Below are 16718 nucleotides of genomic sequence, written 5' to 3' on the forward strand. Positions count from 1 at the left end.
TGATGAAGTGTTTGAACTGAGGCCATTGATGAGCGAAACAAAAATCAACCTGCTGGATCTTGATCGGGATGCCATGCGTGCCTTTTTCGTCGAACTGGGCGAGAAGCCATTCCGGGCAGATCAGGTCATGAAGTGGATCTATCACTTTGGGTGTGATGATTTCGATCAGATGACCAACGTCAACAAGGTGCTCAAAGAGCGCCTCAAGGCGATCGCCGAGATCAAGGCGCCCGAGATCAGCCGCGAGCAGCGTTCTGCCGATGGCACCATCAAGTGGGCCCTGCAGGTGGGCGATCAGGAGGTCGAGACCGTCTACATCCCGGAAGATGACCGCGCGACCCTCTGCGTCTCCTCTCAAGTTGGCTGTGCGCTGGAGTGCAAGTTCTGCTCCACGGCTCAACAAGGCTTCAACCGCAATCTGAAAGTCTCCGAGATCATCGGTCAGGTGTGGCGTGCGGCCCGCGTGGTCGGTGGCAAGCGTCCCATCACCAACGTGGTGATGATGGGGATGGGCGAGCCGCTGCTCAACCTCGCCAACGTGGTGCCCGCCATGCGTCTGATGATGGATGACTACGGCTTTGGCATCTCCAAGCGCCGGGTGACCATCTCCACCTCTGGCGTGGTACCTGCGCTGGACAAGCTGGGCGACCAGATCGACGTGGCGCTGGCTATCTCCCTGCACGCCCCAAACGACAAGCTGCGTTCAGAGATCATGCCGATCAACGACAAGTACAACATCGAGGAGTTCCTCGCCGGTGTCCGTCGTTACCTCGAAAAGTCCAATGCCAACGGTGGTCGGGTAACCGTCGAGTATGTGCTGCTCGATCATATCAATGACGATATGCAGCATGCCCACGAGCTGGCCAAGGTGCTCAAGGACACTCCGAGCAAGATCAACCTGATCCCGTTCAACCCCTTCCCGGGCAACCCTTATGGCAAGCCGAGCAACAGCCGTATCGATCGCTTCTCCAAGGTGCTGATGGAGTACGGTTTCACCGTGATTGTCCGCAAGACCCGTGGTGATGACATCGATGCCGCCTGTGGTCAGCTGGTGGGGGACGTGATTGACCGTACCAAGCGAACTATCAAAAATCGGATGCAACAGGATGGGATTTCCGTCAAAATGGTTTAAATGCTAAGCCATTGTATAGACAGGGAATGGATACACGTACATTGATCGTAGTGGCAGCGCTCTGCGCGCTGCCAGGCTGTGTGACCGAGACCACTTACGCTGGCCAGAACTCGACCCAGCGTGAAGTGGGTCCTGACCTCAAGGCGGCTGCCCAAACCCGCCTCGACTTGGGTATCCAGTACTTGCGTCAGGGCAATGCCGAGCAGGCCAAGTTCAATCTTGACCGCGCCCTCCAGTATGACCCCTCCAACCCCCAGATCCAGATCGGTTTTGCCTACTTTTACCAGAAGGTAGGAGATTTCAAGGCAGCCGAGACCCATTACAAGAACGCCCTTGCCATGGATCCGTCCAATGCTGACGCAATGAACAACTATGGTGCCTTCCTCTGTGATCGCGGCAGGTATGCCGAGGCAGATCAGGCGTTCAACCAGGCTGTTATTCAGCCAGGCTACGTAAAAATTGCCGATACCTATGAAAATGCGGCACTTTGTGCGCTGCAAAATCGCAGAAATGATAAAGCAGGCGAGTACTATCGCCTGGCCTTGGGGTATAATCCCCGCAATCCAGGGTTATTGCTGGACTTGGCCGAGCTTTCCATGAAAGATGGCAAGCTGCCTGATGTGCAGTCCTACCTCGCCCGTTTTGCCGATGTGTCAGACGAGAACGAGGAGAGTCTCTGGTTGAGACTTCGGCTGGCACAGGCGATGGACAAGCCGGCATTACTTCACCAATTCGGGACTGAGCTGGTAAGGCAATATCCCACTTCGCAACAAGCCAAGCGTTATTTAGCCAATGACTATTGAACAGCAACACGATTTCCAAGACGACTCCCAGGCAGTAGGCCCAGGCCAATTGCTGCGCAACGCCCGTGAACAGCTTGGCTGGACACGAGAACAGGTTGCGTCCCGCATTCACCTTCGTCTGACCCTGATCGCCGCTATCGAATCGGATACCTACGACAAGCACACGTCCCACACCTTTATTCGGGGTTATTTGCGTACCTATGCCAAGCTGGTCGGGATCCCCGACGAGACCATTCTGGCCGCTTACGACAAGCTGGGTCTGACTCCTCCCGACAATATCGACATGCAGAGCTTCTCCCGTCGTTCTCGCCAGCAAGCCAACGACAATCGCCTCAAGGTGGTCACCTGGTTGGTTATTCTGGTGTTGATTGCGCTCTCGGTCGCCTGGTGGTGGCAGAGTACTTCACGCCGCTCCGCCGGTGATGAAGCCTTGGCTGCCACCGAGATGAGTGCAACCAGTTCAACACCGGTAGCGTCTGCTACCACGGTGCCTGATGCAATCAATAGCGCTCCGGCGGAAGGTACTCCTATCGCCCCTGCCGCCCCTGATGTAAATACTCCAGCGATGGTTTCTGGAGCAAGCACCACCCTGACGCCGGCCTCTGCGGCCGTGGCCCCGACCGATGTCAGCGCGGCTGTCGGCACTGCGACCGATGCTGTGGTATCCGGCGCCAATGGCACCGAATCTAATGAAGCTGTCGTTGATCCGGCGACTGCGCCGCAACTGAAGATGAGCTTCACCGCCGATTGCTGGCTGGATGTTAAGGATGCCAACGGCAAGACCCTGTTCAGTGGTCTGAAGAAGGCCAACGACGAGCTGGTGCTGGAAGGCGCCGAGCCCCTGAAGTTCATCATTGGCGCGCCGATGGCGGTCAAGCTTGACTACAAGGGTCAGTCGTTTGATATGAGCCGTTACAACAACGGTCGTACAGCCCGCTTCTCACTGCCGCAGGAGTAATCTGTTTCCCATGTCATCTCACGAATCTCCCATTATTCGTCGTAAATCCAGACAGATCATGGTTGGTAATGTACCGGTTGGGGGCGATGCCCCCATTACCGTGCAGACCATGACCAACACCAAGACCACAGATGTTGCCGCCACCGTCGAGCAGATCCAGCGGATCGAGCGGGTCGGTGCCGATATCGTTCGTGTCTCCGTGCCCACCATGGAAGCGGCGGAAGCGTTCCGGCTGATCAAACAGCAGACCCGCATTCCCATCGTCGCCGATATCCACTTCGACTATCGCATCGCCCTGAAAGTGGCGGAATACGGCGCTGACTGCCTGCGTATCAATCCGGGTAACATCGGCAACGAGCAGCGGGTGCGCTCGGTGGTCGATTGCGCGCGCGACCTCAATATTCCGATCCGTATCGGGGTCAATGGTGGTTCGCTGGAGAAAGATATTCAGGAGAAGTACGGCGAGCCGACCCCCGAAGCGCTGGTGGAGTCCGCCATGCGGCACGTGGAGTATCTCGATCGCCTCGATTTCCAGGATTTCAAGGTGAGCGTCAAGGCCTCCGACGTCTTCCTGGCAGTCGGCGCCTATCGCCTGCTGGCCAAGCAGATCGAGCAGCCGCTGCACCTTGGCATCACCGAAGCGGGCGGTTTCCGTGCCGGCGCGGTGAAATCTGCCATCGGTCTGGGTATGCTGCTCACCGACGGCATCGGCGATACCCTGCGTATCTCGCTGGCGGCGGATCCGGTGGAGGAGGTGAAGGTCGGTTTCGATATCCTCAAATCCTTGCGTATTCGCTCCCGTGGCATCAACTTTATCGCCTGTCCCTCCTGCTCTCGGCAGGAGTTCGACGTCATAGGCACAGTCAATGCACTGGAAGAGCGGCTCGAAGACATCATCACCCCGATGGATGTCTCCATCATCGGCTGTGTGGTGAACGGGCCGGGCGAAGCGCTGGTTTCCGACCTTGGTCTGGCGGGTGCCGCCAACAAGAGTGCCTTCTATGAGGGGGGCCAGCGGGTCGATCGGCTCGACAACAAGGATCTCATTCCTACTCTGGAGCGCCGCATTCGTGCCCGCGCCGCCATGCTGGATCCGGCCAACCGGATCCCGATGGACAAGGAGTGAGCGAAACAGGGCCACATGGGGTGGCCCTCTTTCCAGGTGACTGATTTTACACCCCGCATCCGGACTCCCTGATTTTACCTCGGGGGTGAAACTCCCTATAATGCGGCCAAATTTTACCTCTTTTTCTCGAGTATCAACGTGGCAAAACAGATCCAAGCTATTCGCGGTATGAATGATTGCCTGCCGGAGCAGAGCCCGGTATGGCAGAAAGTTGAACAGATCCTGCGCCAGGTCGTTGCCAGCTATGGCTACAGCGAAGTGCGCATGCCGATTGTCGAGCAGACTCATCTGTTCAAGCGCGCCATCGGTGAAGTGACCGACGTGGTCGAAAAAGAGATGTACACCTTTGAAGACCGCAACGGCGACAGCCTGAGTCTGCGTCCGGAAGGGACCGCCAGCTGCGTCCGTGCCGGTATCGAGCACGGTCTGCTTTACAACCAGGAACGCCGGATGTGGTACATGGGCCCCATGTTCCGTCACGAGCGTCCCCAGAAGGGCCGTTACCGCCAGTTCCACCAGTTCGGTGTCGAGCTGTTTGGCATCAACGGGCCGGACATTGACGCGGAGCTGATCATGCTGACCCACCGCCTGTGGCGTCTGTTTGGCATCAGCGAACATGTCACCCTGCAGCTCAACACCCTGGGGCAGAGTGCCGAGCGTGCCGCTTACCGTGATGCGCTGGTAGCCTATCTGGAGCAGTACAAGGACCAGCTGGACGAAGAGAGCCAGCGCCGCATGTACAGCAACCCGTTGCGGGTGCTCGACTCCAAGGATGAAAAAGTACAGGCCATTTTGGCGGGTGCCCCGCGTCTGTTCGATCACCTGGGCGAAGAGAGCCTGGCCCACTTCGAGGGGCTCAAGCGCCTGCTTGAGTCTGCCGGGATCAAATACGAAGTGAACGAGCGTCTGGTGCGTGGTCTTGACTATTACAACCTGACCGTGTTCGAGTGGGTCACCAGCAGTCTGGGTGCCCAGGGCACCGTCTGTGCCGGTGGCCGCTACGATGGTCTGGTAGAGCAGTTGGGCGGTCAACCGACCCCGGCCGTGGGCTTTGCCATGGGCATGGAGCGTCTGGTGCTGATGCTGGAGACCCTCGAGCTCAACGCCGATATCCGCCCGGCGGTGGATGTTTATCTGGCGATGGTGGGCGAGGGGACCGAGCAGGCTGGCTTCCAGCTGGCCGAGCGTCTGCGCGATGCCCTGCCTGACCTGCGCCTCATGAGCCACTGCGGCGGTGGCAACTTCAAGAAACAACTCAAGCGTGCCGACAAGAGCGGTGCGGCAATCGCCCTGATCCTTGGTGAAACCGAGGTGCAAAACGGGGAGATCACTATCAAATATCTGCGTGGTCAGGCCGAGCAACAGACCGTCAAGGTTGACGCCGCCATTGCCCTGCTGGCAGCCAAAGGAGAGTAAGCTGTGGAAGTCTATACCACCGAAGAACAACAGGTTGAGGTTATCAAGGAGTGGTGGAAAGAGAACGGAACCTCGGTGATTGCCGGGACCGTGATCGGTCTGGTCGGTCTGTTCGGCTGGCGCTATTACAACCAGCACCAGCAAGAGACCATGGAGGCCTCCTCCAACTCTTACAACCAGGTGATTGAGCTGCTGGCCAAGGGCGATGTCGCCGGTTTCGAGCAGGCACAGCAGTTTGTCACCGCCAACAAGGGCGACTCCTACGGCGAACTGGCCGCTTTGCAACTGGCTGCTGCTGCCGTCAAGGCGGGCAAGCTGGATCTGGCTGCCGAGCAGCTGGAGCTGGTGGCGACCACAGGTGACGAGAGCATTCGTCCCATCGCGGCGTTGCGTCTGGCCCGAGTGCTGAATGATCAGGGCAAGGCAGATGAAGCGCTGGCCCAACTTGGCAAGATCAACAGCGACGCCTTCAAGGCCCAGGTGGCCGAAGTGCGCGGTGACATCCTGCAAAAGCAGGGCAAGATTGAGGAGGCTCGCGACGCCTATCAGGCGGCGGCGGATGCCGGCGGCCTGCAGGGTAGCGCCGAGCTCAAGCTGAAAATGGATGATCTGGCCCTGCCGGCCGTTGCGACTGGTGAGGCACCGGATGCGTAATCTATTCAAGATGGTGGCGCTGGGGGCTGCGGTCTCCTTCGCTCTGCAGGGTTGCTCCCTGTTCAGTTCGGAAGAGGATCTCAACCCGATGGCGCCGCTGCCCAAGGTTGAATCTTCCTTCACTGCCGACACCGCATGGTCATCCACCGTGGGTGATGGCATCGGTGACTTCTACTCCCAGCTCAAGCCGGTGGTGGAAGAGGACCGCATCTACGCGGCTGCCCGCGACGGCGATGTCAGCGCCTTTGATCGTGCCAGTGGCGATCGCCTCTGGACAGTCGATCTGGCTGACCTGCCGGTCAACGCCGACAAGCGCAGCGCGCGCCTCTCGGGTGGCTTGGTATCCCGTTACGGCAAGCTGTTCCTCGGCTCCGAGAACGGAGTGGTATACGCCCTGAACGAAGAGAATGGTGATGTGCTGTGGCAGACCAATGTGCCCGGCGAAGTGGTGGCGAGCCCTGCGGTGGAAGATGGCCGCGTGGTAGTGCTGACTACCTCCGGTCGCCTGATTGCCCTCGATACTGACGAAGGCAAGGTTCAGTGGACTCTCTCTGAAGAGCAGCCGCCGCTGACCCTGCGCAGTGCAGGTGCGCCGGTGATCACCAATGGTGCCGTGATTTATGGCCGCGCCGATGGCAAGGTGGGCATTGCCCTGCTCGGGAACGGCCAACCGGTGCGCCAGTCCAAGGTCGCCGACCCGCGCGGTGCCACCGAGCTTGACCGTATGGTGGACGTCGATGCCAGCCCGCTGATTGCCGGTGATGAGCTCTATGCCATCGCCTACAATGGCCAGTTGATGGCACGCAAACTGATGAGTGGTGACGAGGTGTGGAAGCGCAAGTATTCCGGCTATCGCGATCTGGCGATTACCGGTAATGCCATTGTGCTGACCGACAGCCGCAGCCACCTGTTTGCCGTGGACCGCCGCAACGGTCTGGAGCTGTGGTCCAATACCCAGCTGGAAAACCGCACCGTCACCGCACCTGTCATCTTCGGTGACTATGTGGTGGTAGGCGATGTGGAAGGATACCTGTATTGGCTTGATCGTACCGACGGTACCATCAAGGCGATGCAGCAGCTCGATAGCAGTGGTCTCTACGCCGCTCCCTTGGTGGATGGCGAGACCCTGTATGTACAGAGCCGTGGCGGCAAGTTGTACGCCCTCAAGCGTCCTTGATCGTCCGTTAATGTGAATATACGGCTCCTGGTCTTCGGACCCGGAGCCTTTGTCGTCTTGAGAATGAGGCTTTTATGACTCCTGTAGTAGCCCTGGTGGGCCGCCCAAATGTGGGGAAATCCACCCTGTTTAACCGTCTGACTCGTACCCGGGATGCCCTGGTTGCCGATTTTCCCGGTCTGACCCGGGATCGCAAATACGGTCAGGCGAAGCTGGGCGAGCTGGAATTTATCGTGGTCGATACCGGTGGTATCGATGGTACCGAAGAGGGGATCGAGCTGAAGATGGCCGAGCAATCCCTGTTGGCCATCGAAGAAGCGGACGTCGTGCTGTTCATGGTGGATGCCCGTGCCGGTCTGACCGCGGCGGATCAAGCCATCGCCGAGCACCTGCGCAAGGCCCACAAAAAGGTATTTCTGGTGGCCAACAAGACCGACGGTATCGACGGTGATTCCGCGGTTTCCGAGTTCTACGGTCTGGCCCTGGGCGAGGTCTACCAGATCGCGGCCGCCCACGGTCGTGGCGTACTGAGCCTGCTGGAACTGGCCCTGGCCCCCCATCTGGAGACCCTGGTTGATGCCGCTACCGATGAAGATGCGCAGGATGAGGAAGAGGAGGACTTCGACGAAGAAGCCCTGCTGCGCATGGTGGCTGCCGGTGAACTCGATACCAAAGAGGACACCAAGGAGACGCCGTTCGCCGACCTGCCCATCAAGTTTGCCATCGTCGGTCGCCCCAACGTCGGTAAATCGACCCTGACCAACCGCATGCTGGGTGAAGATCGGGTCATCGTCTATGACATGCCCGGTACCACTCGTGACTCCGTTTACATTCCGATGGAGCGTGACGAGCAGAAGTATGTGGTCATCGACACCGCCGGTGTGCGTCGTCGTGGCAAGGTGCACGAGACGGTGGAGAAGTTCTCCGTTATCAAGACCCTGAAAGCCATCGAAGATGCCAACGTCTGCCTGCTGGTGATCGACGCTCAGGAGACCATCACCGATCAGGACTTGAGCATTCTGGGCTATGTGCTCCATGCCGGTCGCTCCGTGGTGCTGGTGGTGAACAAGTGGGATGGCCTGGATCAGAAGGTTAAAGAGGATGTGAAGAACGAGCTGGATCGTCGCTTGGGCTTCATCGACTTCGCCCGCGTTCACTTCATCTCCGCCCTGCACGGTAGCGGTGTAGGCCACCTGTTTGAATCCATTCAGGAGGCTTATCAGTCCGCCACCCGTCGTACCAGTACGGCGATGCTGACCCGCATCATGCAGATGGCGCAGGAAGATCACCAGCCGCCGATGGTCAATGGTCGCCGCGTCAAGCTCAAGTATGCCCACGCCGGTGGTTACAACCCGCCACGCATCGTGATCCACGGCAACCAGCTGAACGACTTGCCGGACTCCTACAAGCGGTATCTCATCAACTACTTCCGCAAGTCCCTCAAGATCATGGGCTCGCCGATCCGGGTCGAGTTCCAGGAGTCGGTCAACCCGTTTGAAGGCAAGAAGAACACCATGACCCTGAGTCAGGAACGTCAGCGCAAACGCCTGCTGAAGATGAAGAAGAAATAAGTCCTTGCGGCTGCCCTCACCGGCAGCCGCTTTGTTATCCTCGCCATGTTAAGGTGAGGAATAAGGGGAGGGGAACCCGCCATGGGCAAGCCTATCGCAGGTTCACTTTATGAGGAGTCTACAATGGAAGCCCTGCTTTGCCCGTCATGCCAGGCTGAACTGGATACCCGCAGCAAGGAGCAAACCTGTGGTCAGTGCCAGGCACCTGTTCGCGTCACGGCCATCTGCCCGACCTGCCAGCAGGAGCTGGAGCGTCTCAAGGCGTGCGGCGCGGTGGATTACTTCTGCAACCACTGCAACTCACTGATCTCCAAGCGGACGGTACAGTTCAAGGCGGCGCTGGTGTAAGACGATTTTCAGGTGAGAAAGAAGATAAAAAAACCCGGCGAATGCCGGGTTTATGCTGTGTGCTCTGCAATAAGCAGGGTATAGGATCGATTTCTGCGCCACAGGTTGCGCTTGATGTCATTAAGCTTGAGTTTGCGTCTGGGGCTCCAGCTGCACTTCGCTTTTCTGACCAGACTGATTTTTCTACGTTTTTGCATCTTGGTCTCCTCCCAACTCAGGTGGCCATCCCGGCCTTGGGTCATTGATGGCGCCCATCCGAAATTGCTGTTATTTACTCTCTCAACATAATGAAAACAATGCGATTTCGGATAGGCTCCGATGTGGATCGATGGTAACAGAGAAGTTTGCGTGAAAACAGCCGAATAATGGCTGGTTAGCGCATGGTGATCTGATTGACCACTTCGGCGATGATAGTCGGGCGCTCGGCGATCTCCGGCTCGCTGTCGTTGTCGAGACTCTCCCGTTGGTGGGCCTTCTGTTGCTCGTTATCGAGCCAGAGCAGGCTCTGGTAGTACTGACGCACGTTGTTGACATAGTTGCGCGCCTCGCTGCCGCGGGCATAGCCGTAACGCACCTTGCGATGCCAGCGTGCTTGCTGCAGCAGCGGCAGCACATCCTTGACGTCGCTCCAGGCGTCGGGATTCTTGCCTAGTTCCTTGGTCAGACGGCGCGCGTCCATCATATGGCCGTAGCCGATGTTGTAGGCGGTGAGAGCAAACCACACCTTCTCGTCCTCGGGCACCGAGTCGGGAACCTTTTCCATCATCTGCTGCAGATAGAGAGAGCCCCCCTTGATGCTCTCTTCCGGATGAAGCCGATCATTGACCCCCATCGCCTTGGCGGTGGGCTCGGTCAGCATCATCATGCCACGCACGCCGGTGTAGGAGCGCGCCTGCGGGTCCCAGTGGGACTCCTGATAGCTGATGGCAGCCAGCAGGCGCCAGTCGATATTCTTGGCGTGGGTCTGGAACAGCGGCTGGTACTTGGGCAGCAGGCTCTTGGCCCGCTGCAGGAAAGTGCGGGTATCGACGAAGTCAAAGTTCTGCACGTGGCCGAAGTACTTCTCGTCCAGCTTGGCGATAGCGCCGTCCATAAAGCGCTGACCGAAAAAGTCGATGACGCTGGCATAGAGGCTGTCATCGGGCAGCTTGCTCATGGCCCAGGCAACGGTCTGCTTCTGTGCCAGGGTCAGCCCCTCGGTGAGCTCCGGGTAGTAGCGCTGGGTACGGGCCAGCACGGTATCCTGCACCACCGTGTAGTCAATCTTGCCATCCACCACCTGCTTGAGCAGTTCCTCCACATCGGCGTTGTGGCTGGTGCTCCACGTCAGTTTGGGATTCTCTTTGCTCATCTCTTTGAGCAGATCTTCCCCGGTGGAGCCGGCGGCCACCACCAGCTTGCCTTTTATATCGTTCAACGAGGCCGGCTTGGGCTTGCCATTACGGTATACCAGCTTGGGAGAGACCTGGTAGAAGCCCGGGCCGAAGCGAAACAGCTCGCGCCGCTCCTGAGTGACCATGATGGCGGCTGCCGCCAGATCGACTTTACCCTTTTTCAGCAGGGTAACCAGTTCGTCAGTGGTGTTGACCGGGATGATGGTGAGTTTCACCCCCAGCCATTCGGCATAATGTTGCGCCAGCTCATAATCGAACCCCTGGGCGAGGTCGTCACGCTGGTAATAGGATGTGGGGCCATAGATGGTGCCAACCCTGATCTCGCCTCGTTGGCGGATCTGCTCCAGCTGGCTGGAGGGGGTATAGAAGTCGCAGCCAACCAGCGTCAGCGTCAACAACAGCCCGATAAACAGTCGAAAAATGCAGCGCAAGTAGGTGAGTACCTTTGTTGAAAAAATCGGCATTTGTCAAAAAAGAGGCACCTTTATACCAGAGAGTGTGCGCAGAGTCACACTGCGTGAAGTGAGAAAAACGTTTGTCCGCTGTGAGCCAGATCCCTATAATACGCGCGTCTCAATTCCCCCCCACTTTAAAACTTGGTGAGAAAGGTCATATGGATATCTTGCGTGGTGCCCCAGCACTGTCTGATTTTCGTGTCCAAAAACTGCTGCAACGCTTCGCACAGATGAAAAACGAGAGTGGAGTAGAGAGCGGAGTAGAGATAGAGGATGTCTATGCCGAGTATGTGCACTTTGCCGAGCTGACAAGCCCCCTCTCTCCCCCCGAGCGAGCGACCTTGGGCCAGCTCTTGCGCTACGGCCCGACCATCCCCGAACACACCCCCAGTGGTCAGCTGTTTCTTGTTACCCCCCGCCCCGGCACTATCTCCCCCTGGTCTTCCAAAGCAACCGACATCGCCCACAACTGCGGCCTGAAACAAGTCAAGCGGCTGGAGCGTGGTATTGCCTATTACCTGACCATCAAGGGGCCGGGTGAGCTGAGTGCCGCCCAGCGCAGCGCCATTGCCGCCGTGCTCCATGATCGGATGATGGAAGTGGTGTTTGCCGAGATGAGCGAAGCTGCCGCCCTGTTTGCTCACCACGAGCCTCGCCCCTTCACCCAGGTGGATGTGCTGGGCGGTGGTCGCGTAGCCCTGGCCGAAGCCAACGTGGCGCTGGGTCTGGCGCTGGCCGACGACGAAATCGACTATCTGGTGGAGAACTTCACCAAGTTGGGTCGCAACCCCAACGATATCGAGCTCTACATGTTCGCCCAGGCGAACTCCGAACACTGCCGTCACAAGATCTTCAATGCCGACTGGACCATCGATGGTGAGCAGCAGCCCAAGTCGCTGTTCAAGATGATCAAGAACACCTTCGAGCAGACGCCGGATCATGTCCTCTCTGCCTATAAAGACAACGCCGCCGTGATGGAAGGGAGCCAGGGTGGCCGCTTCTTCCCGAGCCCGGCCAACGGCGAATACCAGTATCACCAGGAACAGGTCGACATCCTGATGAAGGTGGAGACCCACAACCACCCGACCGCCATCTCCCCGTTCCCGGGGGCAGCCACCGGCTCCGGCGGCGAAATCCGCGACGAGGGAGCCACCGGTCGTGGTGCCAAGCCCAAGGCGGGTCTGGTCGGTTTCTCCGTCTCCAACCTGCGCATTCCCGGCTTCGAGCAGCCCTGGGAGCAGGATTTCGGCAAGCCGAGCCGCATTGTCAGCGCCTTTGACATCATGCAGGAGGGGCCGCTCGGCGGCGCCGCGTTTAACAACGAGTTCGGCCGTCCGGCCATTCTCGGCTACTTCCGTACCTTCGAAGAGGAGGTGCCGAGCCACAACGGCGTCGAGGTGCGTGGCTACCACAAACCCATCATGCTGGCTGGCGGCATCGGCAACATCCGCACCGAACATGTCCAGAAAGGGGATATCCCGGTCGGTGCGGCGCTGATCGTGCTGGGCGGCCCGGCGATGAACATCGGTCTGGGCGGTGGTGCCGCATCCTCCATGGCCTCCGGCCAGTCGGCCGAAGATCTCGACTTTGCCTCGGTGCAGCGTGACAACCCCGAGATGGAGCGCCGTTGCCAGGAGGTGATCGATCGCTGCTGGCAGCTGGGTGACGACAACCCTATCGTCTTTATCCACGATGTGGGGGCGGGTGGTCTCTCCAACGCCATGCCGGAGCTGGTCAACGACGGTGAGCGTGGCGGTCGTTTCGATCTGCGCGCCATCCAGAGCGACGAGCCGGGCATGAGCCCGCTGGAGATCTGGTGCAACGAATCCCAGGAGCGTTACGTGCTGGCGGTAGCGCAGGACAAGCTGCCGCTGTTCAAGGCGCTGTGCGAGCGTGAGCGCGCCCCCTATGCCGTCATCGGTACCGCGACCGAAGAGAAGCATCTGACCCTCTCTGACGACCACTTTGACAACCAGCCCATCGATCTGCCGCTGGACGTGCTGCTCGGCAAGGCCCCCAAGATGCACCGCGACGTGGTGACTCTGCCTGCACAAGGCAAAGCGCTCCAGCTCGATGGCATCACTTTGAGTGACGCAGCCGAGCGGGTTCTGCGTCTGCCGACCGTGGCGGAGAAGTCCTTCCTTATAACCATCGGCGATCGCAGCGTGACTGGCTTGGTCAATCGCGATCAGATGGTTGGCCCCTGGCAGATCCCGGTGGCCGATTGCGCCGTCACCGCTGCCACCTACGACAGCTATCACGGCGAAGCCATGTCCATGGGCGAGCGTACCCCGGTGGCGCTGCTCTCCCACGCCGCCTCCGCTCGCATGGCGGTGGCGGAAGCGCTTACCAACCTGGCGCCGGCCCACATCGGGTCGCTGAAGCGGGTCAAGCTCTCCGCCAACTGGATGGCCGCTGCCGGTCACCCGGGGGAAGATGCCGGTCTCTATGAGGCGGTCAAAGCGGTGGGCGAGGAGCTCTGCCCAGCCCTTGGCATCACCATTCCGGTGGGCAAGGACTCCATGTCCATGAAGACCCGCTGGCAGCAAGATGGTAAGGAGCACAGCGTCACCTCGCCGCTCTCCCTGCTCATCTCCGCCTTTGCCCGGGTCGAAGATGTGCGCAACACGGTTACGCCACAACTGCGTACCGATCTCGGTGAAACCGACCTTATCCTCATCGACCTTGGCAACGGCAAGCAGCGCCTCGGCGCCTCGGCGTTGGCGCAGGTCTATCGCCAGTTGGGTGACAAGGCGCCGGATCTCGACAATCCGGTCCAGCTCAAGGGCTTCTTCAACGCCATTCAGGCGCTGGTGGCCGATCGCAAGCTGATCGCCTATCACGACCGCTCCGACGGCGGCCTGTTTGTCACTCTGGTGGAGATGGCGTTTGCTGGTCACTGCGGTCTCGACATCCAGCTCGATCGTATCGGTGGCGAGCTGTTGCCTGCGTTGTTCAACGAGGAGCTGGGCGCCGTCATTCAGGTGCGTCGTGAAGATAAAGAGGCGGTGATGACCCTGCTGGCCGGCCACGGTCTGGCAGCCTGCTCCCATGTGCTCGGTACCGTGCGCGAAGGGGATCTCATCACCCTGCAACGGGCCGGTCAGGAGGTCTATCGTGCCAGCCGTACCGCCCTTCGCACCATCTGGGGCGAGACCAGCTGGCAGATGCAGCGCCTGCGCGACAACCCCGAGTGCGCCGACAGTGAGCACGCGGCCCGTCAGGACGCCACCGATCCGGGTCTGCATGCCAAGCTGACTTACAACCCGTCCGAGGATGTGGCTGCACCTTACATTGCCCGCGGGGTCTCCCCCCGTCTGGCGGTGCTGCGCGAGCAGGGGGTCAACTCCCACGTGGAGATGGCGGCGGCGTTCGATCGTGCCGGTTTCGCGGCTGTGGACGTCCATATGAGCGACATTCTCTCCGGTCGCATCAAGCTGGAGGAGTTCCAGACCCTGGTGGCCTGTGGCGGCTTCTCCTACGGTGATGTGTTGGGTGCCGGTGAAGGCTGGGCCAAGTCCATCCTGTTCAATGACAACGCCCGTGAGCAGTTCCAGCGCTTCTTCGAGCGCGGCGATACCCTCTCTCTGGGTGTCTGCAACGGTTGCCAGATGATGTCCAACCTGCGGGATCTCATCCCGGGTGCTGATCTCTGGCCGCGCTTTGTACGCAACCGCTCCGAGCGCTTCGAGGCCCGCTTCAGTCTGGTGCAGGTACAGGAGTCCCCGTCGGCCTTCTTCGCCGGCATGGCAGGCTCCGTGATGCCCATCGCCGTTTCCCACGGGGAAGGGCGTGTCGAGGTGCGCGATGCCGCTCACCTGAGCGCACTGCAGCAGAGCGGTCTGGTAGGGCTGCGCTTTGTCGACAACCGCGGCAGCGTGACCGAGCAGTACCCGGCCAACCCAAATGGCTCGCCGGATGGTATCACCGCCGTGACCACCACCGATGGCCGCGCCACCATCATGATGCCGCACCCGGAGCGGGTGTTCCGTACCGTGGCCAACTCCTGGCACCCCGACAACTGGGGCGAGGACGGCGCCTGGATGCGGATGTTCCGCAACGCCCGGGTTCGTCTGGGTTAATAGAGACAGCACCAGCGCATAAAAACAGAAACCGGCCATTTGGCCGGTTTTTTTATCCGTGTCGTTACGGCTTGCCGAGCGGTTGGGGGATAAAGTCTCCCCGGTCTAGGATCCGCAGACAGGCATCCACCACATCCGCATCGAGCTGATGGCCACGCATCTGGATGATCTGCTCCCTTGCTTGGGGAATGCCGAGGGCGGCGCGATAGGGACGATCCGAGGACATGGATTCGACGATATCGGCGACGGTGAGGATGCGGGCCTCCAGCAGGATCTCATCCCCCTTTAGCTTCCCTGGATAGCCGGAACCGTCCAGATACTCGTGGTGCTGGTGGATCATCCGGGCGATGGGCCAGGGTAGAGCAATATCCTTGAGCACCAGATAACCTGCCGTCGGGTGCTCCTTGACCAGATTGAACTCCTGGGGGGTCAGCTTGCCCGGTTTGGTCAGGATCTCGACAGGCACCTGGATTTTACCGATATCGTGCACCATGGCGCCCAGATAAAGACCACGTAACTGTTTGTCACCCAGCCCCAGTTCCCGACCGATGGCCAACGCCAGAGTAGCGACGTGCTTCTGGTGACCAGCGGTGTAGGGATCGCGTTGTTCCAGCACGGCAGCGATGGCTCCCAGCGCATCCTCCAGGGCCAGCTCCAGTTGGCGGGCATGCATGGCTTTTTCTCGCTGAGCGGCGAGATAGGCTTGCTGGGTACGACGAGCTTGCAGGCCATATGTCAGGTAGTCAGCCAGTCCGTTGAAGAGGTGTACTTCCTCATCGGTGAAGGCTCTGGCCTGCGTGCTGTGAATAAGCAGGCCACCTGGCACTGCGGCTTGCCACGGTAATGGCAGCAGCAGCCGGCCCCTCAGGGTGGCGGAGTGGTGAACCAGTTCGATGCCGAGTGCTTCGTTAAGCATCTCGCCTGAGCTGATGGCCCGGATCAGGGCCACATCCCGGGTGAGCCAGTCATCGCTGGCAAACCAGATAGCCTGACCTGCCTGCGCCAGGATCTGCATTCTGTCCTGATCAGCGGCCTGCAGCACGATCACCAGAGGAAAGCGACCATCGAAGGTGATGGCATCGCAGATCTCCTGCAGTAGTGTCTGCTCGTCCCCCTGCTTGAGCATGGCATGGTGGGCGCGGGTAATGGCTTCAAGCGTCCAGGTATATTGCTGGAGACGCTCCTGCTGCTGCTTCTGGTCGGTAATATCTTCGAAAAAGACACCGACGCCGATCACCTTGCCCAGCTCATCGTACAGGGGAAACTTGGTGGTACTGAGCCAGCGGCCTTCCCCTCCCTTCAGATAGGGTTCTTCGTGATGCCGGGTTTTGCCGCTGGCCATGACCTGGAGATCATCATCCCGATAGCGTTGTGCCAGTTCGGCCGGAAAAAAGTCGGCATCACACTTGCCAACCAGCTCTGCCGGGGTGAGGGCAAGATCGTTGGCCAAGAGACGGTTGCAGGCGATGAAGTGTGAACGGGTATCTTTCAGCAGGACGCGATAGGGCAGCTGTTCCATCACCTGATGGAGCAGGGCTGCGGTAGGGTGATCGCTGACGCCCGGTGGCTGAGTGGATGGCGGTATATTTTTAAACATCATCT

General features: G+C 59.5%; 12 protein-coding genes. 10 read left to right on the plus strand and 2 right to left on the minus strand.

What is annotated here, in order from left to right; translation table 11 throughout:
* Nucleotides 1–28: 28 nt before the first annotated feature.
* The 9 genes from G5171_RS00470 (at nt 29) to G5171_RS00510 (ending at nt 9185) form a co-directional block, all read left to right on the plus strand.
* Nucleotides 29–1132 (plus strand): bifunctional tRNA (adenosine(37)-C2)-methyltransferase TrmG/ribosomal RNA large subunit methyltransferase RlmN, encoded by a 1104-nt coding sequence (locus G5171_RS00470; RefSeq protein ID WP_033136073.1) that lies wholly within the window; start codon nt 29–31, stop codon nt 1130–1132.
* Between the two features lie 11 nt (nt 1133–1143).
* Nucleotides 1144–1935 carry a PilW family type IVa pilus biogenesis/stability lipoprotein TapF gene (tapF, locus tag G5171_RS00475; protein ID WP_085943024.1) on the plus strand — a complete coding sequence of 264 codons (792 nt, stop codon included), beginning with the start codon at nt 1144–1146 and terminating at the stop codon, nt 1933–1935.
* On the plus strand, nt 1925–2893 hold the full coding sequence (gene rodZ / locus G5171_RS00480; protein ID WP_219264689.1) for a cytoskeleton protein RodZ: 969 nt from the start codon (nt 1925–1927) through the stop codon (nt 2891–2893). The genes tapF and rodZ overlap by 11 nt, the downstream gene beginning before the upstream one ends.
* A 10-nt stretch (nt 2894–2903) precedes the next feature.
* Nucleotides 2904–4019: a flavodoxin-dependent (E)-4-hydroxy-3-methylbut-2-enyl-diphosphate synthase gene (gene ispG / locus G5171_RS00485; protein ID WP_288728027.1), complete on the plus strand. Its 1116-nt coding sequence runs from the start codon at nt 2904–2906 to the stop codon at nt 4017–4019.
* A gap of 138 nt (nt 4020–4157) precedes the next feature.
* The gene (hisS, locus tag G5171_RS00490; protein WP_005344864.1) at nt 4158–5435 is read left to right on the plus strand and encodes a histidine--tRNA ligase; all 1278 of its coding nucleotides are present in this window, start codon (nt 4158–4160) and stop codon (nt 5433–5435) included.
* Nucleotides 5436–5438: 3 nt separating this feature from the next.
* The gene (locus G5171_RS00495) at nt 5439–6089 is read left to right on the plus strand and encodes a YfgM family protein (protein ID WP_421250291.1); all 651 of its coding nucleotides are present in this window, start codon (nt 5439–5441) and stop codon (nt 6087–6089) included.
* Complete coding sequence (gene bamB / locus G5171_RS00500) at nt 6082–7266, plus strand: outer membrane protein assembly factor BamB (RefSeq protein ID WP_421250290.1); 1185 nt, start codon at nt 6082–6084, stop codon at nt 7264–7266. The genes G5171_RS00495 and bamB overlap by 8 nt, the downstream gene beginning before the upstream one ends.
* Before the next feature lie 74 nt (nt 7267–7340).
* Complete coding sequence (der, locus tag G5171_RS00505) at nt 7341–8837, plus strand: ribosome biogenesis GTPase Der (RefSeq protein WP_043823902.1); 1497 nt, start codon at nt 7341–7343, stop codon at nt 8835–8837.
* Between the two features lie 123 nt (nt 8838–8960).
* Complete coding sequence (locus G5171_RS00510) at nt 8961–9185, plus strand: zinc ribbon domain-containing protein (RefSeq protein ID WP_005344872.1); 225 nt, start codon at nt 8961–8963, stop codon at nt 9183–9185.
* A gap of 373 nt (nt 9186–9558) precedes the next feature.
* On the opposite strand, the gene mltF is transcribed toward G5171_RS00510, so the two are convergent.
* On the minus strand, nt 9559–11043 hold the full coding sequence (gene mltF, locus G5171_RS00515) for a membrane-bound lytic murein transglycosylase MltF (RefSeq protein WP_421250289.1): 1485 nt from the start codon (nt 11041–11043) through the stop codon (nt 9559–9561).
* A gap of 149 nt (nt 11044–11192) precedes the next feature.
* Here mltF and purL point away from each other — a divergent pair, with 149 nt between their 5' ends.
* Nucleotides 11193–15116: a phosphoribosylformylglycinamidine synthase gene (gene purL / locus G5171_RS00520; protein WP_421259653.1), complete on the plus strand. Its 3924-nt coding sequence runs from the start codon at nt 11193–11195 to the stop codon at nt 15114–15116.
* A gap of 64 nt (nt 15117–15180) precedes the next feature.
* Here the strand turns inward: purL and G5171_RS00525 are convergent, their stop codons facing one another.
* A complete protein-coding gene (locus G5171_RS00525; protein WP_254204468.1) occupies nt 15181–16716 on the minus strand; it encodes an HD domain-containing phosphohydrolase in 1536 nt (511 codons plus the stop codon).
* Between the last annotated feature and the right edge of the window lie 2 nt (nt 16717–16718).

It is taken from the genome of Aeromonas sp. 600774 (genome assembly GCF_049175075.1).
Taxonomy (GTDB): Bacteria; Pseudomonadota; Gammaproteobacteria; order Enterobacterales; family Aeromonadaceae; genus Aeromonas; species Aeromonas veronii_A.

Excerpts from the sequence above, each read along its gene's own strand:
- rodZ (WP_219264689.1), top strand. The coding sequence starts at position 1,925 with ATGACTATTGAACAGCAACACGATTTCCAAGACGACTCCCAGGCAGTA.
- der (WP_043823902.1), top strand. The coding sequence starts at position 7,341 with ATGACTCCTGTAGTAGCCCTGGTGGGCCGCCCAAATGTGGGGAAATCC.
- purL (WP_421259653.1), top strand. The coding sequence starts at position 11,193 with ATGGATATCTTGCGTGGTGCCCCAGCACTGTCTGATTTTCGTGTCCAA.
- G5171_RS00510 (WP_005344872.1), top strand. The coding sequence starts at position 8,961 with ATGGAAGCCCTGCTTTGCCCGTCATGCCAGGCTGAACTGGATACCCGC.
- bamB (WP_421250290.1), top strand. The coding sequence starts at position 6,082 with ATGCGTAATCTATTCAAGATGGTGGCGCTGGGGGCTGCGGTCTCCTTC.
- ispG (WP_288728027.1), top strand. The coding sequence starts at position 2,904 with ATGTCATCTCACGAATCTCCCATTATTCGTCGTAAATCCAGACAGATC.
- G5171_RS00470 (WP_033136073.1), top strand. The coding sequence starts at position 29 with ATGAGCGAAACAAAAATCAACCTGCTGGATCTTGATCGGGATGCCATG.
- mltF (WP_421250289.1), bottom strand. The coding sequence starts at position 11,043 with ATGCCGATTTTTTCAACAAAGGTACTCACCTACTTGCGCTGCATTTTT.
- G5171_RS00525 (WP_254204468.1), bottom strand. The coding sequence starts at position 16,716 with ATGATGTTTAAAAATATACCGCCATCCACTCAGCCACCGGGCGTCAGC.